Origin of the sequence: Flavobacterium tiangeerense, assembly GCF_007830355.1 — a bacterium.
Taxonomy (GTDB): Bacteria; Bacteroidota; Bacteroidia; order Flavobacteriales; family Flavobacteriaceae; genus Flavobacterium; species Flavobacterium tiangeerense.
Genome location: NZ_VLKO01000010.1, coordinates 1 through 22,225 on the forward strand (window position 1 = coordinate 1; position 22,225 = coordinate 22,225).

Annotated in this window: 20 protein-coding genes; 1 reads left to right on the forward strand and 19 read right to left on the reverse strand. The window is 34.6% G+C overall.

All coding sequences use genetic code 11. The annotated features are described in order from the left end of the window. The 18 genes from IQ05_RS12165 to aspS form a co-directional block, all read right to left on the reverse strand. Positions 1-2,330, reverse strand: a 2,330-nt coding sequence (locus IQ05_RS12165) for a beta strand repeat-containing protein (RefSeq protein WP_158634592.1), incomplete at its 3' end; no start/stop codon positions are given. 827 nt (positions 2,331-3,157) lie between these two features. Next, entirely contained in the window at positions 3,158-3,874 is a 717-nt protein-coding gene (locus IQ05_RS12170; protein WP_144893348.1) for a DsbA family oxidoreductase, read from the reverse strand. Between the two features lie 151 nt (positions 3,875-4,025). Next, positions 4,026-5,396 (reverse strand): NADH-quinone oxidoreductase subunit N, encoded by a 1,371-nt coding sequence (locus IQ05_RS12175; protein WP_144893349.1) that lies wholly within the window; start codon positions 5,394-5,396, stop codon positions 4,026-4,028. Positions 5,397-5,518: 122 nt separating this feature from the next. Then, positions 5,519-6,958 carry a complex I subunit 4 family protein gene (locus IQ05_RS12180; RefSeq protein ID WP_144893350.1) on the reverse strand — a complete coding sequence of 480 codons (1,440 nt, stop codon included), beginning with the start codon at positions 6,956-6,958 and terminating at the stop codon, positions 5,519-5,521. An 82-nt stretch (positions 6,959-7,040) separates the two neighbouring features. Further along, positions 7,041-8,921: an NADH-quinone oxidoreductase subunit L gene (gene nuoL / locus IQ05_RS12185; protein WP_144893351.1), complete on the reverse strand. Its 1,881-nt coding sequence runs from the start codon at positions 8,919-8,921 to the stop codon at positions 7,041-7,043. Between the two features lie 6 nt (positions 8,922-8,927). Beyond that, positions 8,928-9,248 (reverse strand): NADH-quinone oxidoreductase subunit NuoK, encoded by a 321-nt coding sequence (nuoK, locus tag IQ05_RS12190; RefSeq protein ID WP_066079401.1) that lies wholly within the window; start codon positions 9,246-9,248, stop codon positions 8,928-8,930. A 1-nt stretch (position 9,249) separates the two neighbouring features. Continuing rightward, positions 9,250-9,762: an NADH-quinone oxidoreductase subunit J family protein gene (locus IQ05_RS12195; protein WP_144893352.1), complete on the reverse strand. Its 513-nt coding sequence runs from the start codon at positions 9,760-9,762 to the stop codon at positions 9,250-9,252. Further along, a complete protein-coding gene (locus IQ05_RS12200; protein WP_086453184.1) occupies positions 9,762-10,307 on the reverse strand; it encodes a NuoI/complex I 23 kDa subunit family protein in 546 nt (181 codons plus the stop codon). The genes IQ05_RS12195 and IQ05_RS12200 overlap by 1 nt, the downstream gene beginning before the upstream one ends. 111 nt (positions 10,308-10,418) lie before the next feature. Further along, on the reverse strand, positions 10,419-11,471 hold the full coding sequence (nuoH, locus tag IQ05_RS12205; RefSeq protein WP_086453183.1) for an NADH-quinone oxidoreductase subunit NuoH: 1,053 nt from the start codon (positions 11,469-11,471) through the stop codon (positions 10,419-10,421). Beyond that, a complete protein-coding gene (locus IQ05_RS12210) occupies positions 11,464-12,513 on the reverse strand; it encodes a 2Fe-2S iron-sulfur cluster-binding protein (RefSeq protein WP_144893353.1) in 1,050 nt (349 codons plus the stop codon). Before IQ05_RS12210 ends, nuoH begins: the two co-directional genes overlap by 8 nt. Positions 12,514-12,577: 64 nt before the next feature. After that, complete coding sequence (gene nuoF / locus IQ05_RS12215; protein WP_086453181.1) at positions 12,578-13,945, reverse strand: NADH-quinone oxidoreductase subunit NuoF; 1,368 nt, start codon at positions 13,943-13,945, stop codon at positions 12,578-12,580. Between the two features lies 1 nt (position 13,946). Further along, positions 13,947-14,477, reverse strand: a complete 531-nt coding sequence (locus IQ05_RS12220) for a complex I 24 kDa subunit family protein (RefSeq protein WP_144893354.1) — start codon at positions 14,475-14,477, stop codon at positions 13,947-13,949. Between the two features lie 108 nt (positions 14,478-14,585). Then, positions 14,586-15,824, reverse strand: coding sequence for an NADH-quinone oxidoreductase subunit D (locus IQ05_RS12225; protein WP_144893355.1), 1,239 nt, complete (start codon positions 15,822-15,824; stop codon positions 14,586-14,588). Positions 15,825-15,859: 35 nt separating this feature from the next. Next, a complete protein-coding gene (locus tag IQ05_RS12230; protein ID WP_086453178.1) occupies positions 15,860-16,381 on the reverse strand; it encodes an NADH-quinone oxidoreductase subunit C in 522 nt (173 codons plus the stop codon). A 3-nt stretch (positions 16,382-16,384) separates the two neighbouring features. After that, positions 16,385-16,933, reverse strand: coding sequence for an NADH-quinone oxidoreductase subunit B (locus IQ05_RS12235; RefSeq protein WP_144893356.1), 549 nt, complete (start codon positions 16,931-16,933; stop codon positions 16,385-16,387). A 125-nt stretch (positions 16,934-17,058) separates the two neighbouring features. Further along, positions 17,059-17,424 carry an NADH-quinone oxidoreductase subunit A gene (locus IQ05_RS12240; RefSeq protein WP_144893357.1) on the reverse strand — a complete coding sequence of 122 codons (366 nt, stop codon included), beginning with the start codon at positions 17,422-17,424 and terminating at the stop codon, positions 17,059-17,061. Positions 17,425-17,717: 293 nt separating this feature from the next. Next, complete coding sequence (locus IQ05_RS12245) at positions 17,718-17,912, reverse strand: cold-shock protein (RefSeq protein ID WP_144893358.1); 195 nt, start codon at positions 17,910-17,912, stop codon at positions 17,718-17,720. A gap of 130 nt (positions 17,913-18,042) precedes the next feature. Next, positions 18,043-19,788, reverse strand: a complete 1,746-nt coding sequence (gene aspS / locus IQ05_RS12250; protein WP_144893359.1) for an aspartate--tRNA ligase — start codon at positions 19,786-19,788, stop codon at positions 18,043-18,045. A gap of 226 nt (positions 19,789-20,014) precedes the next feature. On the opposite strand from aspS, the gene IQ05_RS12255 reads away from it, so the two are divergent. Continuing rightward, positions 20,015-20,359 carry a toxin-antitoxin system YwqK family antitoxin gene (locus IQ05_RS12255; protein ID WP_086453174.1) on the forward strand — a complete coding sequence of 115 codons (345 nt, stop codon included), beginning with the start codon at positions 20,015-20,017 and terminating at the stop codon, positions 20,357-20,359. 195 nt (positions 20,360-20,554) lie between these two features. Here the strand turns inward: IQ05_RS12255 and IQ05_RS12260 are convergent, their stop codons facing one another. Further along, entirely contained in the window at positions 20,555-22,225 is a 1,671-nt protein-coding gene (locus IQ05_RS12260; RefSeq protein WP_144893360.1) for a sodium/sugar symporter, read from the reverse strand.

The window sequence follows — 22,225 nt, forward strand, 5'->3', positions numbered from 1 at the left end:
GTGAAAGCATACGTATTGGATGCACTATAACCTGTGATTTGGAAACTGCCTGTTGCTGTGGCACATGTTGGCTGTGTAACTGTTCCTGCTGTTGGCGCTGCTGGTGTAGCAGGTTGTGCATTAACAACAATGTTTGATGATGATGGCGAGGTACATCCACCACCTCCTGTAGTAGCAGTAACTGTATAGGACGTATTTGGAGTCAAATTGCTAATTACACCTCCGGCTCCCACAGTAGGGCCGGCAGGTGAAACTGTATATGCAAATGAACTATCGTAATTTGTAATTGTCGCAGTTCCTTGACTAGCACAAGTTGCTGCACCTATTGCAATGGTAGGTGCAGCAGGTGGTGTACATCTTATTGTTATAATTAGATTTGCCGTAGCTATATTACCCGAACCTGGAATATTATCACTAATTGAATACGGAATTGAATCTGTAAGAGTTTGACCAGACGTTAATGCTAAAACAGCTGGATTACTAGAGTTTAAAGTATAAGTATAACTACCGTTAGCATATATGATAAAAGTCCCATATGTTCCCGCAACAGGCACTCCTACATTAGTTGTCAAACCGTTAACTCGTAAGACCCCAGAAGCCTCATCGTCTTGCCAAACCAAATCAGTTAAACCTGCAATTTGACCTCCAGGATCCGGTGCAGTTACATTAGGGCCGTAATTATAATAAAATTCTAACTTGTTAATTGGACTATTAAATGAAATAGTTACATTTCCATGTGCATCATTAGGAGGAACATTTCCTGTCCCATAAAATGTATCTGAACCTGTTTGCACTATTGAACCAGCAACTTGCTTGTTGTAAGTAACAGTTGCCCCTGCCAATGTCCCGACTACGCGCATTTGATCTTGCCAAGTATTACTTTGTGAATAATCAATATCAGTTAAGGTAAAAGAAATATTAGTTACAGGTTTATTAAAATTAATAGTAAATTTATTATCTCCTGCTGGATTAACAGCAGGATCAGAAGCAAAATAAAAATAACCAGCATGACCACCATTTGTTCCAAAATTAACAGTCTGATTTGATGCTGCTCCTACCCCTGCAGGGGTATCTTGAACAAAGGAAAGATTTACACCTCCTAGAGTTCTTGTTGTACCATTCACGGTTGCACCATCTGTATATTGAGATTCCCAAACGAATAAAGATGTATTCCTATCCAACTTATCTGACCCTAAACCCGTATCATCTGATATAACATTACCAGTCGCTACAGTACTGGTCCCTACAGTAACATTATTAGTATTATCAGTTGCCACTGGTGGTTCTGTTACTCCATTTATCGTAACCGTCAAATAACCGAAATCAACATTCCCAGCAATATCTCTAATTTGATATGAAATAATATCAGTAATTGAAACACCTGTCTTTAAACCTTTTACGGTGGTATTATTAACATCAACATTATATGAATATGTACCATTACTTTGTACCGTAATAGTCCCATAAGTAGTAGTATATGCAGCTCCCACACTGGCTGCGTATCCATGTACCTCGGTAATAGTTCTTGTATCACCTGGAGTTGGATCTGTATCATTACTACTTAAATTACCTGCTATTGCTGCTACAGAATTTGCTGCTACAGAATTTACATCATCAACTGCTACAGGTGGACGGGTAAGTCTAATCTCGGTGTACGCAGTCAAAGTGTTATTGGGATCTGTAACTGAGACCACCATATATCTTGAACCCTCTGTAACGGTTACTCCTGAATGCGCATATAAGGTGTTTCTTAATAGCGCCTGCAAATTGGCCACATCAATCGGTAAACCTCCCTGATCAGTTATATCAAACACACCTGTAGAAACATTGTGTGTTATTCTGAAGTTATTTGAACCATAAACCGTATTCGAAACAGTTGCAGAGGTTCCATTGATAAAGTATGTATTTACTGTTGACCCATTACTAGCTAAAAATCGAACAAGATCGTTTGCATTTTGAACACCAGCAGGTACACCTGTTGAGCTAGTAGAAAAAGTTAGCTTTGCGCTTGTTACAGTTCCGGTGGAGCTCGTTATACTAATACCTGTACTTACCGTCGAATATAAAAAACCGACATTAGCTAATACAAGGTGATTCACCCCTGCTGCTGTACCATTTAAGTCTAAAGCAGATACAGTTAAAGCACCACTTGTTTTAAAAAAAGAACCACTAATGGATTTCTTACTGGACTTAGATACAGATTCGCTACTAGTATCAAGAGAACCATTGTCTCGAAACAAAGTAGAAGTATCAAAAATCTTTAAATCGCTTATAGGATCTTGTACTTGTCCATAACCAAAAGGAGCTACAAGAAAGGAAACTAGCAACAAAAAACACAATTTAAATCTTTTGCAATCAAGCAAAACCGAGATTTGGAGGTAATTTTGGAACATAAAATTGGTTTTATATTTTAATACTATATCAATGTAAATAGTTCATTAAATTGAGTTCTATATGAAAGGCTGAAACAAATTTTCATTTTTAAAAAATCTCATTTAAGTCAGAATAAATATACGTTAAAATTATCACAATGGTTTCATAATTAAATTGAAAAAGTAATTCTTTAACATTTACTCTGCATTACCACTTATAAAATAGCTAATCACCTTTATTTTAATAAAAAACAACTTAAGTTCTTTATCCATGATAGAATTAGATTATATTCCTTTATAAAGACGGTAAAAGCGAAATAAAAAAATGACATACAATTTAAAAATTCCGTAAATCGCACACTTTGATCTACTTAAATTTAAAAATTGGTTACGGATTTGCAGGAATAAAATAGACGAATGGAATTAAAGTATCGACGAGTGGGCCTATAAGTGATGTATAGACCTAATTATATACTTCAATAAAAGAGAGTATTTAAAAAGGTTACTACCACATAAAAAAATAAGAATCTACTATAAAAAAACTTGAATTAAGAAATAAAAAAGATTGCATAACATACAACATATAGTAAAATTTAAAAAAAAAGGGTCTAGATTTGACCTTGAGATAAGTATTCAGAAAAAGGTTAATGAAATACAACAAACTGCTTGTAAATCCTCAACCAATTCTTAACTAAGTATAAAAAAAAGGGTTCAACTTAAATTAGAAGTTAAACCCCTATATTATTAAACGTAAATACGTTTTAAGATTGTGACATAAAACGTATTTAATCACAACCTTCAACTCCACAACTGTTGCCTTCATTAGTATTCAGAACAGTAACTTTAGAATCAAATGTACCTTCATCCCAAACTTTTTGAAGTGTTTTTAAAAAGGTTTCCTCGTGCTGTGCTCCAGAAATAGCATACTTTGCATCAAAAACAAAAAAAGGAACTCCTTGAACACCTATGTTTTGGGCCTCCAACATGTCTTTTTGCACTTCATCAGCAAAAGCATTTGTCTGTAGAACGTCATCAATAGATTCTGAATTCAATCCTACTTCAAGCGCCATATTTTTTAAGGCATTAAGATCATTGATATCTTTACCATCTGTCAAATATCCTTTAAACAACAACTCTTTCAAAGCATCGGCACAATTCAACTTTTTGGCTAAATGCAATAACCGATGTGCATGCTGAGAATTAGCCATGATTGCTTTTTCAAAATGAAAATCTAAACCAGAATTTTTGGCATTTTGAGTCATACTATCGAGCATCTCTTGAGCCCAAACTTCATCTTTTCTATATTTCTCAGCTAAATGTTCTACTAAATTATCATTAGGAGAAGCTACAAAATTAGGGTCTAGCTGAAAACTTTTCCACTCAATTTCAACAGCATCTTTATGCTCGAAATTTTGCAAAGCACCTTCTATTCTTCTTTTTCCAATGTAACAATACGGACACATGATATCCGACCAGATTTGTATTTTTAAAGTATTTCCCATAATGTTATATTTAGAAAGCGATAATGTAATTTGTATATACAAATTTATAAAAATATATCCAGAGCCAGCATAGTTATAACGTTAAGGCATTCATAAAAAAAACCATCAAAATTACTCTTGATGGTTCTGTTTTAGAATATGTAAATTTGGCTTAAGCCAATATATCTAATACTAATGATGGAAATAAACCTAAAGCAATATTCAACACAATAGCAATAACTGCCACGGCATAAATAATTACTGGTGTCCCTTTGCGCTCTTCATTGGCATCTTTAGTATACATGGCTAAAATTAATTTGAAGTAATAGCCCACACTTATAATTGAGTTCACAACAGCTACAATGAATAAAGCCAAATATCCCGCTTGGATGGTTTCACTAAACAACACTAATTTTGCAAAAAAACCAGCAAAAATAGGGATTCCTGCCATAGATAATAATGAAGCAGTTAAGATCGCAGCAAGTATTGGATTTGTTTTTCCAAGTCCGTGAAAATTTACAATATCCTCGTTATCTCTATTTTTACAAACATACAGCAATACACTAAAAGCAGCCATTCCGGCAAGAGAATATGCTGAAGCATAATACAATAAGCTACCTGCAGAAGTAGAAAGACTTAACAAGGTCATCAACATAAAACCTGCATGAGATATCCCCGAAAAGGCAAGCATACGCTTTACATTAGTTTGTCTCAATGCCATGATATTACCCACAGTCATAGACGCCATAGATATAACAACTACTATTATTTTAAAAGCTTCGGTCATATCTGCATTCAACACCGAAAGTAATTTATACAACGTAGCCATAGCCACAACCTTTGCTAAGGTACTCATTAAGGCAGTAGTTAATGCTGGTGAACCCTCATACACATCAGGTGCCCAAAAATGAAATGGCACAGCTGCCACTTTAAATAGCATTCCGATAGTTAACAACACAATCCCTATTGGGAACCAAACTGGCAATTCAGCAGAACGGGAAAGCTCAGAAATTTCAATAACATCAAAACTTCCCATGGCACCATAAATTAAACAAATTCCAAAAAGAATAATTCCAGAAGCAAAAGATCCCATCAAGAAATACTTCATTCCAGCTTCATTACTTTTCAAATTCATACGATCACTAGCAGCAAGAATGTAAAGAGCAATTGATAAAACTTCGATCCCTAAAAAGAACATCGCAAGATTTCCAAAGGAAACCATAGCAACTGCTCCAGCTAATAAAAATATTTTTATGGCAATAAAATCGGAAATTTTAGATTGATGATTTTCATAAAAATTATGACCTAGGGCAATCAAAAAAATTGTCAAAACAATAAACAAACATGAAAACGCAGATGAGAATGTACTTACTGCAATCATATTGTTGTAATAACTTTCGGCCGTATTGAACTCAGAAACTGTTAAGCCCAAAACTGCTAACAAACCCAATATAGAAATTGGTACAATTGCTTTTCTAAGGTTAAAAATTTCGAACAAAAGGCATAAAACACCTAATCCTATTATAGCTATTAATGTATTCATTTGTTGATTGTTTGATTTAGGATTTACACAATAGAATGAAAAAACAACTAATGTTAAAATCTATAAACCTAATTAATTTGTATTTCTTTTATTTTGATCTAAAATGTTATGCTTCTTGCGTACTAATACCTTTGCGTTAACAAAAGAATTTGTTCTAATGCTGGTGTTATCAAATCATTAATTGGTTTTGGATACATCCCAAAAAAGAATAAAACGCCAACTATGATTAACAACGATATAGTCTCACTTGCTGTAACATCTGTAAAAACTTTAGAGTTTGTTTCACCCAACATAGCGTGCTGAAACATCTTTAACATGTAGTAAGCCCCTAAAATGATTGTAGTACCACCAACAACTGAAAACCAAATATTCACTGTTGATAAACCATACAACACGGTAAATTCACCTATAAAGTTAAACGTAATAGGCAAAGCAACTGATGCTAAAACTAAAATTAAAAACAAAGAAGTAAATTTTGGCGCTTGTGCACGAATACCACCCATTTCTGAAATTACTCTTGTTTCATATCTTCTAGAAATGATTTCAGCAACAAAAAACAAACCTACCACAACAAACCCGTGAGCAATCATTTGTAAAACTGCACCTCTAAAACCATCAAGGTTCAAAGCATAAGTACCAGAAGCAATCAAGCCAACGTGTGCCAAAGAGGAATACGCTAATAACTTTTTTAAGTCTCTTTGTTTTAATGCTACGATAGAACCGTACACAACTCCCACAAGCCCTATACCAATAAGTAAGTATTTGTAATCATGAGCGGTTACTGGCGCTAAAGGCAATTGCCAACGGATCACACTATACAAACCCATTTTCAACATAATACCTGACAAAAGCATAGTTCCTACGGTTGGCGCTTTTTGGTACACAGTAGCTTGCCAAGTATGGAAAGGTATTAAAGGAATTTTTATAGCATAAGCCATAAAGAACGCAAGAAAAATCCAAAATTGCTCTGAACTTGATAGCTTTAAAGCATAAAGATCTTGGATTAAAAAACTACCAGCTTTTTGGTACAAATACACAAAAGCAACTAACATAAACAAAGATCCTGCTAAGGTATAAATGAAAAACTTTACAACAGCTTTTTTACGATCGTCAGTATTACCGTTACCCCAAATCAGAGCTATAAAATAAATCGGAACTAAGGCCAACTCCCAAAAGATATAATAAAGCAATCCGTCTGAAGCTAAAAAAGTACCCACCATAGCAAAGGACATAAACAAGACCAATGCATAAAAAGATTTCGAGTTTTGATATTGATTTCCAAATGATGAAAAAATAATAATAGGTGTCAAAATAGTAGTTAATAAAAGCATTACTAAAGACAAACCATCTGCCGTTAATGCAAAAGAAACTGCTGGCTTACTAATCCATGGACTTATAAAATTAATATTTACACCAGCATTATATTGATTGAGCAACACAAAAGAAGCTACAGCTGAAACTAACCCAAAAAACAAAGCTACTTTTGAAGCTAACTTATTACCAACTAATAAGGTTGCAAAGGCACCAATCAAAAGTATAATTAAAATTAGAGATACGTTCATTTGAAAATTTTTAATGATTTCAAAAGCCACTCATCATGACTTTTAAAAGATATTTAATATTACTGAAATTTATAATCTAAAACTAAACCAGAAACAAGTAGGAAACAATGGCACACAATCCTAATACAAAAACGAAAAGATATAATCCAATACTTCCACTTTGAATTTTTTTGCCTTGGTAACTGATTTCATTTGTTAATTTTCCAAAACCGAAAACAATTGCTGATAATCCCGTTTCTACAGTATCTCTAAAAAAACGAGACAATACATTAATTGGCTTCACGAATAAGAAATCATATCCTTCATCAACATAATATTTATTGTAAAGTACTTTTGCAAATCCAGTGATACTTTCATCTGAATTAGGAACCGAATTTTGTTTGATATATTTACTGTAAGCGATTCCTATTCCTACCAATCCACCAACAACAGCAATTGCCATTAAAATGTATTCTGTAGTTCCAAGATGGTGTTCTGCAGTAGCTAATTTTGGTAAAATTGGAATCAAATAATGATTCAACCAACTGTTTCCAGGCAAACTAATCACACCTCCAATTGTAGCCAATATTGCTAAAATAACTAATGGTGCAGTAATTAACGCAGGACTTTCGTGAAGATGATGTTTTTGTTCAGCAGTACCTCTAAATTCTTTGTAGAATGTTAAAAACATCAAACGGAACATATAAAAAGCAGTCATTATAGAAGCGATAGAAGCAACAACCCATAACGGAATATTATGATGGAAAGCCACTAATAAAATTTCGTCTTTAGAGAAAAAACCAGAAAATAATGGAACTCCAGATATTGCTAAAGAAGCAATCAACATGGTTGCAAAAGTAATGGGCATTGCTTTTTTCAATCCACCCATGTTGCGCATATCTTGCTCTCCGTGCAATGCATGAATAACTGATCCTGAACCTAAGAACAAACAAGCCTTGAAAAAAGCGTGCGTGATTACGTGAAAAACAGCCACTTCATAAGCTCCTAAACCTAATGCTAAGAACATCAAACCTAACTGCGATACCGTTGAGTAGGCCAATACTTTTTTGATATCATTTTGAACTAAACCAATAGTGGCAGCAACAAGAGCTGTTGTAGCACCTACTATAGCGATAACATGTTGTACTTCTGGCAACAAATCAAATACAAAATTCAATCTCGTAATCATGAATATACCAGCAGTTACCATGGTAGCAGCATGTATTAATGCTGAAACTGGTGTTGGTCCTGCCATTGCATCTGGCAACCACGTATACAATGGAATTTGTGCCGATTTACCACAAGCACCTATAAACAATGCAAAACCTCCTACTGTTAACCAATACAAATCAACATTTGTTGCTCCAGCAATTGCCGTTTTTAAAGTGGTATAATCTAGTGTTGAAAATAAATTACCTACAATGAATATACCTATCAATAATCCCAAATCACCAATACGGTTCATGATGAATGCTTTCTTAGCTGCATCATTGTACTCCTGGTTTTTATACCAAAAACCAATTAATAAATACGAACAAAGCCCTACGCCTTCCCAACCGATGAACATGACTAATAAATTACTTCCTACAACCAGTGTGATCATAAAAAATACAAACAAATTCAAATACGCAAAAAACTTGTGCATATTCTCATCTTCATGCATGTAACTGATAGAATACAAATGAATCAATGATCCAATTCCAGTTACAAACAGTAACCATAAAATAGAAAGTTGATCTAATAAAAATCCAAAATCAACTTTAAAATTACTGATTTGAATCCAATCAAAAAGTGAAATTCGAAAACCACTTGGCTGCGCTGCATTAGCACCAAAGAAAAAACAAGCAGAAATAAAAGAAATGAAAACTGCAAGCGTACCTACAATTCCAGAAACTGTTTTACCTAGGCTTTTGCCAAAGAAAACATTAATTAAAAATCCTAAAAAAGGAGCGAGAACTAAAACTAAAGCTATATTGGTATTCATTTCCATTTATCCTTTTAAGTTTTTTAAATTATCAATTGTAATAGAACCTAAATTTCTAAAAATAGAAACTAGAATGGCCAATCCTACCGCAACTTCTGCAGCAGCAACTGCCATAGAGAAAAACACAAAAACCTGTCCTTGCGCATCTTGATGGTACGTTGAAAAAGCAACAAATAACAAGTTAACGGCATTCAACATAATTTCAATTGACATAAATACAATGATAGCATTTCGTCTGTACAACACTCCAAAAACACCAATACAAAAAAGTATTACGCTCAGGAAAATATAGTTTTCTATACCAATGTGGTTTAAAATATTATTCATTTTATTTTTGCAATTTTTCTTTTTTAGACAATAACACAGTTCCTATCATCGCAACCAATAGTAATATAGAAGCAAATTCAAACGGAACCATATATTCATTCAAGAGTATTTTACCCAATACTTTTATAGATTGATAATCTTCACCCGTAGTCACATACTCCCCTACAATAGGTTTTGAATTGATAAAAATCGCAATCAATACTAAACAAATCAAACAAAAAGAAACTATCGCTCCCAATCGTGTAATTCTCGGTCGGTGGACTTCTTTTTCCTCGTTCAGATTCATCAACATGATCGTAAACAAAAACAAAATCATGATAGCTCCTGAATATACAATGACGTGAACAATGGCCAAGAATTGCGAGTTTAATAACAAATAATGACCTGCAATAGAAAAGAAACAAATCACTAAATAAATAGCGCTATGTATTGGGTTTCTACTAAAGATGGTCAAAAAAGCAGTTGCTAAAGTGATAGCAGCCAATACACAAAAAATTATAAGTATTGTAGACATTAGTTAGCGTTTTTTAGTTGAGCATTTTGAATTGCCATTTCAAGCGGCATCACTAGTTTATCTTTACCAAAGATAAAATCTTCTCTCTCATAACTAGCCGGAACAAGAACTTTAGATGTGGTTAGGTAAATTGCGTCTTTCGGACAAGCCTCTTCGCACAACCCGCAAAAAATGCAACGCAACATATTGATTTCATATATCGAAGCATATTTTTCCTCACGGTATAAGTGTTTTTCATCCGCTTTTCTTTCCTCAGCTTTCATCGTGATGGCTTCAGCAGGACAAGAAAGAGCACACAAACCACATGCTGTACAATTTTCTCTACCTTGCTCATCTCGTTTCAACATGTGCTGTCCACGATACACCGGACTCATTTTTCGTACTTGCTCAGGGTACTGAATGGTAACTTTTCTAGTAAATAAATGCTGGATTGTAATTATCAATCCCTTGATAATCGCTACAAGATACATTCTTTCCCAAAAAGTCATCTCTTTGTTAGAGACTAACTTTTTTCTTCCCGATAAGGATATACTTTCTATTGACATTTTTTATTTTTATTTGAAGCTAATCCTGCTATTCGTTTCAATCTTTTTGTTTTTAAAGAAAAAACAAAAAGGATTTCCACTACTATCAGGGCTAGGGCTTTTCGGTACTAATTAAAATCCTAAATAAGCAGCAATATCTGCTCTCAAAATTACAATTCCGGTAATCATAATATTAATGATTGATAGTGGAATTAATATTCTCCATCCTAAATTCATTAATTGATCGTATCTAAATCTTGGAATAGTCCATCTTACCCACATGTAGAAAAAGATAAAACCACATAGTTTTACAAATAATGCAGCAAAACCTAGTATGTTTCCAATATTTACACCCCAATTCTCCACAACCCAACTCATTCCTGGATAGTTGTACCCTCCAAAAAAAAGGACCGCTAAAATAGTCGAAGAAATGAACATATTAGCATATTCTGCAAATAAATAAAAACCCATTTTCATCGAGGAATATTCCGTATGATACCCACCAATAAGTTCACTTTCGCATTCAGCTAAGTCAAAAGGAGTTCTGTTTGTTTCAGCAAAAGCACAAATCAAAAAAATAACAAATGATAAAGGCTGGTAAAATACATTCCAATTCATCCCTGCTTGTTGCGCAGATATTTCTCTTAAACTTAAAGTACCTGTCATCATTAATAAAGCAATCATCGAAAGTCCCATGGCAACTTCATAAGATACCATTTGTGATGCAGCACGCACAGCTCCCATCAAAGAGAACTTATTGTTAGAGGCCCATCCACCAATCATGATTCCGTAAACACCCACTGATACTACTCCAAAAAAGTACAACAAACCAATATTTAAATCAGTTGCTTGAAGTAAAATATCTCTACCAAATAAATGCAATCTATCTCCCCAAGGAATTACCGCACTAGTCATCAAAGCAGTACTCATAGCAATAGCTGGACCTACAAAAAACAAAAATCGGTTGGGAGTATTAGGTTCAAATTCTTCCTTTGAAAATAATTTTAAACCATCTGCAAGTGGCTGAAAAAGACCAAAAGGCCCTGCTCTATTCGGACCCACACGGTCTTGAAGCCAAGCAGCTACTTTACGCTCTGCCCATGTTGAGTACATGGCCATTAACATTGTTAAAGCAAAAACAACAAGTATAACAACACTTTTTTCTATGATAAATACGCTATCCATTATTACCCAAGCTTTTTTGATTCATAATATCTTCTTGTGTCAATGGAATTTGCGCCATACTAATTTTTTTACGATCCGTTTCTCTACCTTTTAAAATAGTTTCTTCAGTAGCAATTTCAACTTTCTGTAACTTTCTGTTGTATTTATTTTGATTGATTACCGAGTCTTTTTCAAAAGCTCTTGGTCCTTCAATAGTCCAATCTCTTAAGTCTTTATGATCAAAACGACATCCGTTACAAATAAATTCGTCAACTTCATGGTATTCATCTTTTCTTCCTGTAACACGTTGAATTTCGTCACCAAACATCCATACTGTAGTTTTTCCAGAACAGGTAGGACAATCTCTATGTGCATTGTATGGCTTACTAAACCAAACTCTAGATTTGAATCTAAACGTTTTGTCTGTTAAAGCCCCAACTGGACACACATCAATCATGTTACCTGAAAACTCATTATCAACTGCTTTTGAAATACACGTTGAAATATTAGAATGATCTCCTCTATCCATAACTCCATGTACACGGTCGTCTGTCAATTGATCAGCAACCATCACACAACGGTAGCAAAGAATACAACGGTTCATGTGTAATTGAATATTCGGACCAATGTCTTCTGGTTCAAATGTTCTTTTTTCTTCAATGAATCTCGATTCTGATTTTCCGTGTTCAAAACTTAAGTTTTGCAAATCACATTCTCCAGCTTGATCACAAACCGGACAATCTAATGGGTGATTAATCAACAAAAACTCTGTTACTGATTTTCTGGCTTCTTGTACACGTGGAGATGATTTACTATTCACTTCCATTCCGTCCATACAACCCGTTACACATGATGCCATTAATTTAGGCATTGGTCTAGGATCAGCTTCACTTCCTTTTGCAACTTCTACTAAACAACAACGGCATTTTCCACCGCTTCCTTTTAGTTTAGAATAATAACACATCGCTGGCGGAACTACTTCTCCACCTATCATACGTGCTGCCTGCAGGATTGTTGTTCCTGGTTCTACTTCTATGCTTTGACCGTCTATGGTTACTTTCATGTTTAAAGTCTTAACGTCTTAAAGTTTCATGTTTCAAGTTATTCAACCTGAGTCCTGAAACAAATTATACTGTTTGCTTCGCTACTAAATGTTTTACACTTGAAAAAGGCTCCGCTACAAAATGATCTCTATTTTTTATTTTTTCTGGGAAACGAATGTGGTATTCAAACTCATCTCTAAAGTGACGAATTGCCGCTGCTACTGGCCAAGCTGCCGCATCACCTAGTGGACAAATTGTATTTCCTTCTATTTTACTTTGAATACTCAATAGCAATTCGATATCTTCTTCACGACCGTGGCCATTCTCTATTCTATGCAATACCTTTTCCATCCATCCCGTTCCTTCACGACAAGGAGAACATTGCCCACAGCTTTCATGGTGGTAAAAACGAGAGAAATTCCAAGTGTTTCGTACAATACATGCTGTATCATTGTAAACTATAAATCCACCTGAACCTAACATGGAACCCGTTGCAAAACCTCCATCACTAAGTGATTCATAGGTCATTAAACGATCCTCGCCATTGGCAGTTTTATAAATCAAATCAGCAGGTAAAACCGGAACTGAACTTCCTCCTGGTACAAATGCTTTCAAAGGTCTGTCTGAACTCATTCCACCTAAATACTCATCAGAATTCATGAATTCGTAAACACTTAAGCCCAATTCAATCTCATAAACACCAGGATTTTTAATATGTCCCGAAGCAGAAATTAATTTGGTTCCTGTTGATCTTCCTATTCCAATCTTGGCATAGTCTGCACCTGAATTGTTTATTATCCAAGGCACAGCTGCAATAGTTTCTACATTATTTACAACCGTTGGGTTTGCCCAAAGTCCTGAAATTGCAGGAAATGGCGGCTTGATTCGAGGATTTCCTCTTTTACCTTCTAATGATTCAATAAGCGCTGTTTCTTCACCGCAGATGTATGCACCACCACCTATTTGAACATATAAATCTAGATCATACCCTGAACCCAAAATATTTTTTCCTAACCAACCTGCAGCTTTAGCTTCGGCAATGGCTCGCTCTAATATTTTATAAACCCACATGTATTCTCCACGAATGTAGATGTATGAAAGATTAGCTCCCAATGCATAGCTGGACGTAATCATCCCTTCGATCAATAAATGAGGAATGTATTCCATCAAATAACGATCTTTGAACGTTCCTGGTTCAGACTCATCAGCATTACAAACTAAATGTCTTGGCTTTCCTGATTTTTTGTCGATAAAACTCCATTTCATTCCTGCAGGAAACCCAGCTCCACCTCGACCTCGTAGTCCAGATGTTTTCACCTCTTCTACAACTTCATCTGGTGTTAAACTTTTCAAGGCTTTCTCTACTGACGCATATCCTCCATTGGCACGATATACTTCATAGGTCTTAATTCCTGGAATATTTACTTTATCTAATAATATTTTCTGTGACATATTATTTATCGTGTAGCATTATTGTATTGTTCTTGCAATCTTCAATTAACTGATTTACTTTGTCTTTTGTCAAATGTTCTTTGTAAAAATCACCCAATTGCATCATAGGAGCATATCCACAAGCACCTAAACATTCCACTCCTCTAACTTCAAAAAGACCATCTTGAGTAGGTTCCCCTACTTTTACACCAAGTTTGTTGCAAGTATAATCCATCAAGTCTTCTACTCCGTTCAAACAACATGGGGAAGTTTGACAAAACTCAAACATGTATTTCCCTACAGGTCTTCTGTTAAACATGGTATAAAACGACACAACCTCATAAACCTCTACTGGCTTAATCGCTAGTATCTCGGCAACCTTGTCCTGTAATTCAATACTCAACCAATCATTGTGAGCATCTTGTACTTCGTGCAAAACGGGTAACAAAGCTGATTTTTGTTTGCCTTCAGGATAATGACTGATTAATTCATTGATGCGATTCATCAATGCTTCGGTCATATTTATTTCTTGTTTGTACTGTGTTCTTTCCATTTTTATTTCTTTTAACCGCTACGTGCACAAATAAGGCACAAAGTTTACAAAGATTTATTTTTTTAGAAATCAAAAGATTTACTTTTTAATTCCTGATTTTAATTGAATTTATGCGTCTAACTCTCCAGCGATTACATTCAAACTCGACAAAATAACAATCGCATCAGAAAGTAACGAACCTTTAATCATTTCTGGATACGCTTGATAATAAATAAAGCAAGGTCTACGGAAATGCAATCTATAAGGCGTTCTACTTCCATCAGTTACTAAATAGAAACCTAATTCTCCGTTTCCACCTTCAACAGGATGATATATTTCGGCAACTGGAACAGGAACTTCTCCCATTACAATTTTGAAGTGATAAATTAAGGATTCCATATTAGTGTACACATCCTCTTTTGGCGGAAGGTAGTAATCAGGAACATCTGCATGGTATTCATTCCCAGCAGGCATTTTTTCTAAAGCTTGACGAATGATACTTAAACTCTCCCAAACCTCTGCATTACGCACACAAAAACGATCATATGTATCACCTGATTTTCCTACTGGTACAATAAAATCAAAATCTTCGTATGAAGAATAAGGTTGTGCTACACGCACATCATAATCAACTCCTGCAGCACGTAAATTAGGACCTGTAAAGCCATAAGCCATTGCTTGCTCTGCAGTTATAGCTCCTACATTAACCGTTCTATCAATAAAAATTCTATTTCTTTCAAATAAGTTTTCAAACTCTTTCCAAGCCACAGGAAATTCTTCTAAAAAAACATCTAGTTTTCTAAAAGCTTCTTCTGGCCAGTCTCTTTCAAAACCACCAATTCTACCCATGTTAGTTGTCAATCGAGCACCACAAATTTCTTCGTAGATTTCATATACTTTTTCTCTAAATTGAAAAACATATAAGAAACCTGTATAAGCTCCGGTATCAACTCCTAAGATCGAATTACAAATAATATGATCAGTAATCCTAGCCAATTCCATCACAATAACTCTTAAATATTGCGCTCTTTTTGGCACTTCAATATCGAGTAATTTTTCAAGAGTCATCCACCAACCCATGTTATTGATAGGCGAAGAACAGTAGTTCATTCTATCCGTTAATGGAGTAATTTGGTAAAAAGGTCGGTTTTCAGCAATTTTTTCAAATGCTCTGTGAATGTATCCAATTGTTGGCTCAGCTTCAAGAATGCGTTCTCCGTCCATCAACAAGATATTTTGAAAAATACCGTGTGTTGCAGGGTGCGTAGGACCTAAATTTAGAATCGAAAGTTCGCTACCATCTTCATTTAACTGCTCAGCAATTCTTTTGGCATAACGATGCTCTGGTGGTAATAATAGTTCTGACATTTATTTAATGTGAAAAATTATAAAAGTGTGCTTTTTTAATAATTATCGGTTGTTCTTCCAAAGAAACGATCGTCTTTATCTGTTCTTCCGCTATCTTCCATTGGAAATTCTTTTCGCATAGGGAATGAAATCATTTCATCCATATTCAAAATTCGTTTCAACTGTGGATGTCCTATGAAATTGATTCCGTAAAAATCATAAGTTTCTCTTTCCATCCAGTTAGAACTTAAAAAAATGTTTGAAATCGTTTTAATTTCTGGTTTCTCTCCGTTAAGATATGCTTTGATTCTGATTCTTTTATTTTCGTACCAATTGTGCAAATGGTACACAACAGCAAACTGATGATCTTCATCGTTATCAGGATAATGGATTCCGCATAAATCAGTTAAAAAATGAAAACGTAATGTAGGATCGTTTTTTAAAAATAAAATAACGGCTGTTATCGTTTCAGCATTTACTTCAAATGAAAAAATATCTTTTTCTTGTTTGAATTCAAAAACAGCCTCTTGAAAAGTTTCGACTAATTTTTCTTGTATTTGTATCGTTTCTAGCGCCATTATTTATTTGATATTATAGGAAGCTAATAATTCTTGGTATTCAGGAGAACTTCTTCTTCTTACAGATTCTGTTCTTACCAATTCTTGCAATCTCATGACTCCATCAACAATTTGTTCTGGTCTTGGAGGACATCCAGGAACATAAACATCTACAGGAATTACTTTATCAATACCTTGCAAAACAGAATAGGTATCAAAAACCCCACCTGATGATGCACAAGCTCCAACTGCAATAACCCAACGAGGCTCTGACATTTGTTCATAAACTTGACGCAATATAGGAGCCATTTTCTTTGATATTGTTCCCATAACAAGCAACATATCAGCTTGACGTGGAGAAAAACTCACTCGCTCAGATCCAAAACGTGCTAAATCATAATGCGATGCCATTGTTGCCATAAACTCTATACCGCAGCAAGAAGTAGCAAAAGGTAATGGCCAAAGCGAATTTGCTCTAGCTAAGCCTACTACATCATTGAGTTTAGTAGCAAAAAACCCTTCACCAACAACACCTTCTGGAGGGGCAACCATACTTACATTTGAATTACTCATCTTTGTAAAATTATGAATTATGAATTATGAAGTATGAGTTCATAATTTAAATTTTAAAAACATTCTTTTATAATAATTAGAAATTGAAATCTTTACAATTCATTGTTTCCAATTCCTATTAAGATTTACTCCCACTCTAAGGCTTTCTTTTTAATGATATAGAAAAAACCAACTAGAAGCAACATCATGAATACAATCATTTTGACCATTCCTTCCATTCCCAATTCTTTAAAATTGATTGCCCATGGATATAAGAAGATTACCTCTACATCAAACAAAACAAAAAGGATGGCTACAAGAAAATATTTAACTGAAAACGGAATCCTAGCATTACCTACCGATTCTATACCACATTCAAAATTTTTATCTTTAATCTCAGAGGATCTTTTAGGGCCTAATTTTCCAGAAACTATAATAGTTCCTACAACAAAACCTACAGCTAAAAGAAACTGCATCAAGATAGGAATGTAATTCAATTGATCTGATTGCATATTATGATTTTTATGTATAAGAATAAGCAACAAAGATAACTTTCAAATTATTAAATAACAATAATTTTTTTAAAATACATGCGAACTACATCGTTGTAAATTTGCAATTTTTATTAATTATAAATAAGGAGTGTTCATTTATTCTATGTGAAAGCTGAGTAGAAAATTCAAAACTAAAGTCAACACCTTAAATCTTGAAATTTTCATTATTAGTACTTTATCCCATAAAAAAAACGTCCCGATATACTCGGGACGTTTTAAACTTTCGTAGGCAAAAAAAAATATTTTTATGCTTAGATCACTGCTACTTGCGCAGCAACTTTTCCTTTTCTTCCTTCTTCTTCTACATAGCTAACTCTGTCACCTTCGCGCAATTCTTCCGCGTTGATTCCTGAAGCGTGAACGAAAATGTCTTTTCCTGTTTCTTCGTCTGTAATGAATCCGTAACCTTTAGACTCATTGAAAAATTTTACTGTACCTGTACGCATTGTAATTGTAATAATAATTTATAATGTAGCAAATGTAATATTTAATACAATACGAAATGCGTTCTTATGTTTTTATTTTGTAAAAATATTGATATTCAACGTTTTCTAACAATCTTAAGACCGCGTGAAGCTACGCTAATTTTATATGTAATTCTTTTAACTGTGAATCATCAATAACTGATGGTGCATCAATCATGACATCTCTTCCCGAATTATTCTTAGGAAATGCGATGAAATCTCGTATAGTTTCCTGTCCGCCTAATATTGCAACAAGTCTGTCTAACCCAAAAGCCAATCCACCATGAGGAGGTGCCCCAAACTGAAATGCATCCATTAAGAAACCAAATTGCGCCTTAGCTTCTTCCTCGGTAAAACCTAAATACTTAAACATTAATTGTTGCGTAGCTTTATCATGAATACGGATAGATCCACCACCTATTTCGTTCCCATTCAAAACCATATCATATGCATTAGCACGAACTTTTCCAGGATCAGTTTCTAGCAAGTGCATATCCTCTGGTTTTGGTGATGTAAACGGATGGTGCATAGCATGGTAACGACCACTTTCCTCATCAAATTCTAACAAAGGAAAATCAACTACCCAAAGCGGAGCAAATTCATCTGGCTTACGCAATCCAAGACGTGTAGCAAGCTCCATACGCAAGGCTGATAATTGTGTTCTTGTTTTATCTGCTGGACCTGATAATACAAAGATCATATCTCCTGGTTTTGCGTCAGTAATTTTGGCCCACTGTGATAAATCTTCTTGACCATAAAACTTGTCTACTGATGATTTATAAGTTCCGTCATCATTACATTTTACATATACCATCCCACTAGCTCCTACTTGCGGACGTTTTACCCAGTCAATTAATGCATCAATTTCCTTACGGGTATAATTTCCGGCTCCCGGTACAGCTATTCCCACCACCAATTCGGCAGCATTAAAAACCGGAAACTCTTTATGTTGCGCGTATTGATTTAACTCCCCAAACTGCATCCCAAAACGGATGTCTGGTTTGTCATTTCCGTACGTTTTAATAGCATATTCATAGGTAATTCTTGGGAATTTTTCAACCTCAACACCTTTTATTTCTTTTAGCAAATGGCGCGTTAGTCCTTCAAAAACATTCAAAATGTCTTCTTGCTCTACAAATGCCATCTCACAGTCAATTTGTGTAAACTCTGGTTGTCTGTCTGCACGAAGGTCCTCGTCACGGAAACATTTTACAATTTGAAAATATTTATCCATTCCACCCACCATTAACAATTGCTTGAACGTTTGCGGAGATTGTGGCAAAGCATAAAACTGCCCTTCATTCATACGGGAAGGCACTACAAAATCTCTAGCTCCTTCAGGCGTAGACTTGATTAAATAAGGTGTTTCCACCTCACAAAAATCTAAATCCGAAAGATACTTGCGTACTTCCATAGCTACTTTGTGACGAAAAAGCAAGCTGTTTTTTACTGGATTACGTCTGATGTCAAGGTAACGGTATTTCATTCGAATGTCTTCACCACCATCCGTTTCATCTTCAATAGTGAAAGGAGGAGTTAAGGCTGCATTTAGAATTGTTAATTCGGTTACCAGAATTTCAATTTCACCTGTAGGGATATTTTTATTCTTAGCTTCACGTTCAATAACCGTACCTTTAACCTGAATTACAAATTCACGGCCAAGAGTTTTTGCTAGTTCAAAAACAGATTTTTCAGTACGACTTTCGTCAAAAATTAATTGTGTTATTCCATAACGGTCTCTTAAATCAACCCAATTCATAAACCCTTTATCACGTGATTTTTGAACCCAACCCGCAAGAGTTACATTAATACCGGTATGCGAGGCATTTAACTCGCCACAATTATGACTTCTATACATCTTCAAAATTTTAGTTTGTTTTGTCCTTAGACTTGTGTGCAAATTTAGGACTAATTATGAATAATGAATTGTGAAATAAGAATTTTTAGCAATAGGATTTTTAAACCTTTTGAGTCCAAATGTTAAATTTTAGTTCAATGTTACCAAATTGTTAACATAAAGTTTTTTTATTGTAAAATACTTTTTATCTTTGTTAAGCTAATATGAATTTTAAAACCCCCACATCATGAAAAAATATATCATCTTTGCCGTATTACTGTTTACAGGAATCGCATCAGCTCAAGAAAGTAATCCAAAACTAGAAGCCATTGGAGAATTAGTAAAAACAACTTACTACTTTGAAAATGGAAAAGTTCAACAAGAAGGATTTTTCAAAAACGGAAAACTAGAAGGAATTTGGACTTCATTTGACGAAAACGGAAACAAGCTAAGTGTTGCTACTTATGCAAATGGAGAAAAAATTGGAAAATGGCTTTTTTGGAATGGAAACAAACTAAACGAAGTAGAATATTCAAACAGCAGAATTGCATCTGTTAAAACTTGGAAACAAGACGCCCTAGTTAACAATTAATTCGTTTTTATAAAGGTTAAAAAAAAGCTTTCGATTTACTCGAAAGCTTTTTTTTTGACTTAGAATCAGTACCAAATTGGAAGGTAATTTCAAATAAAGTTCATTAGATCTAATTTATTAATCAAAATGAACCTCATCAAGATATGAAAACCTGCTCTGAAAATATACTTTTGAAATTCAGAACAGGATTATCATTTACCAAAAAATAGTGTAAAACGCTGCTATCAGAGATAATACCACCAACATCCCAACAGTAAAACCAGGTGACATTTTAAACATGGTACGGTCTATTTCTAAACCATTTGTTTTAACTCCACGCGCAGTTTCATACATGCTTATGGCATACATACCAACAACGCAAATCAAGAACACAAAGCCCATACGGTCTATGAAAGGAATTTCGTAAATACCATTTGCATTTGGAACTGAAAAACCAGTAGCATTTAAGAATGATAAATCAATAATAGCTGGCATAAATTTGAAAGCAAGCGACAGTAAGAAACCACCAATAGTAGCAAACAAAGCAGCATTCGAAGTAGTTTTTTTCCAGAAGAACCCTAAAATAAACATGGCAAAAACTCCAGGACTCACAAAACCTGTATACTCTTGAATATATTGAAATCCTCCTTTTTTATCAATTCCTAAAAATGGAGCCACAACTACAGCAATCAGCATAGCAACTACAATTGCTTTTTTACCAATGCTAACAAGTTTCTTCTCATCGGCATCAACGTTTAATTTGGTTTTGTAAATGTCTAAAGTAAAAATAGTTGCAATACTATTGGCTTTTCCAGCTAACGAAGCTACAATTGCAGCAGTAAGTGCAGCAAAAGAAAGCCCTTTTAAACCTACTGGCAACAAATTCAACAAAACAGGATAAGCACGATCCGGATTTACGGTCCCATCTTGAAGCATTTCGGTGCCAAAATGGCCATTTTGATATAAAACAAAGGCTGCTATTCCCGGCAATACTACAATTATTGGCATTAATAATTTCAAAAATGCAGCAAATAAAATTCCGTTTCTAGCCGTTTTCAAATCAGCTCCTAATGCACGTTGCGTAATGTATTGGTTACATCCCCAATAATTAAGATTGATGATTAACATTCCTCCAATCAAAACAGATAGACCTGGCAAATCCATATAATTCGGATTTGATTTCTCAAAAATCATGTGAAAATGATCATTAGCCTGCGTGGTCATTAGATTAAAACCATTTATAACTCCAGAAGAACCAAACTCTTCGGCAACTAAATTTAGGGCTAAATAAGTAGTGACTAACCCCCCTAGAATTAAAAAGAAAACTTGAATCACATCTGTATATCCAATCACCTTCATGCCGCCCAATGTGATCATTACTGCAAAAAAGGCTAAGAAAATCATACACAAAGTAATATCAAGACCAGAAATGCTACTAATTGCCAAAGCTCCTAAATACAATATTGAGGTAAGATTTACTAAAACATACAATAGCAACCAAAATACGGCCATAATCATGGCAACATTGCTATTATACCTTTGATTCAAATACTGAGGCATGGTGAAAATTTTGTTTTTCAAATACACTGGAATAAAGAAAACAGCAACAATAATTAAGGTAAAAGCGGACATCCACTCATACGTAGCAATAGCTAGCCCCATCTTGAAACCGCTACCACTCATTCCTATAAATTGCTCAGCGCTAATATTACTAGCTATTAATGATGCACCAATGGCCCACCACGTCAAGGAACCCTCGGCTAAAAAATAATCTTTACTACTCGTTTCTTCTTTCTTTTTCTTTTTATAAATCCACACTCCATACCCTACAATCAGGATGAAATAACACAAAAAGACAATATAATCTTGGGTGGCTAATGTTTGCAT

What these genes read in the sequence shown, in the direction of transcription:
- IQ05_RS12200 (WP_086453184.1), bottom strand. Translation starts at nt 10,307, where the DNA reads ATGTCAATAGAAAGTATATCCTTATCGGGAAGAAAAAAGTTAGTCTCT.
- aspS (WP_144893359.1), bottom strand. Translation starts at nt 19,788, where the DNA reads ATGTATAGAAGTCATAATTGTGGCGAGTTAAATGCCTCGCATACCGGT.
- IQ05_RS12225 (WP_144893355.1), bottom strand. Translation starts at nt 15,824, where the DNA reads ATGTCAGAACTATTATTACCACCAGAGCATCGTTATGCCAAAAGAATT.
- IQ05_RS12235 (WP_144893356.1), bottom strand. Translation starts at nt 16,933, where the DNA reads ATGAGTAATTCAAATGTAAGTATGGTTGCCCCTCCAGAAGGTGTTGTT.
- IQ05_RS12220 (WP_144893354.1), bottom strand. Translation starts at nt 14,477, where the DNA reads ATGGAAAGAACACAGTACAAACAAGAAATAAATATGACCGAAGCATTG.
- nuoF (WP_086453181.1), bottom strand. Translation starts at nt 13,945, where the DNA reads ATGTCACAGAAAATATTATTAGATAAAGTAAATATTCCAGGAATTAAG.
- IQ05_RS12180 (WP_144893350.1), bottom strand. Translation starts at nt 6,958, where the DNA reads ATGAACGTATCTCTAATTTTAATTATACTTTTGATTGGTGCCTTTGCA.
- IQ05_RS12175 (WP_144893349.1), bottom strand. Translation starts at nt 5,396, where the DNA reads ATGAATACATTAATAGCTATAATAGGATTAGGTGTTTTATGCCTTTTG.
- IQ05_RS12245 (WP_144893358.1), bottom strand. Translation starts at nt 17,912, where the DNA reads ATGCGTACAGGTACAGTAAAATTTTTCAATGAGTCTAAAGGTTACGGA.
- IQ05_RS12240 (WP_144893357.1), bottom strand. Translation starts at nt 17,424, where the DNA reads ATGCAATCAGATCAATTGAATTACATTCCTATCTTGATGCAGTTTCTT.
- IQ05_RS12170 (WP_144893348.1), bottom strand. Translation starts at nt 3,874, where the DNA reads ATGGGAAATACTTTAAAAATACAAATCTGGTCGGATATCATGTGTCCG.
- IQ05_RS12195 (WP_144893352.1), bottom strand. Translation starts at nt 9,762, where the DNA reads ATGTCTACAATACTTATAATTTTTTGTGTATTGGCTGCTATCACTTTA.
- nuoK (WP_066079401.1), bottom strand. Translation starts at nt 9,248, where the DNA reads ATGAATAATATTTTAAACCACATTGGTATAGAAAACTATATTTTCCTG.
- nuoL (WP_144893351.1), bottom strand. Translation starts at nt 8,921, where the DNA reads ATGAATACCAATATAGCTTTAGTTTTAGTTCTCGCTCCTTTTTTAGGA.
- IQ05_RS12230 (WP_086453178.1), bottom strand. Translation starts at nt 16,381, where the DNA reads ATGGCGCTAGAAACGATACAAATACAAGAAAAATTAGTCGAAACTTTT.
- IQ05_RS12260 (WP_144893360.1), bottom strand. Translation starts at nt 22,225, where the DNA reads ATGCAAACATTAGCCACCCAAGATTATATTGTCTTTTTGTGTTATTTC.
- IQ05_RS12210 (WP_144893353.1), bottom strand. Translation starts at nt 12,513, where the DNA reads ATGAAAGTAACCATAGACGGTCAAAGCATAGAAGTAGAACCAGGAACA.
- nuoH (WP_086453183.1), bottom strand. Translation starts at nt 11,471, where the DNA reads ATGGATAGCGTATTTATCATAGAAAAAAGTGTTGTTATACTTGTTGTT.
- IQ05_RS12255 (WP_086453174.1), top strand. Translation starts at nt 20,015, where the DNA reads ATGAAAAAATATATCATCTTTGCCGTATTACTGTTTACAGGAATCGCA.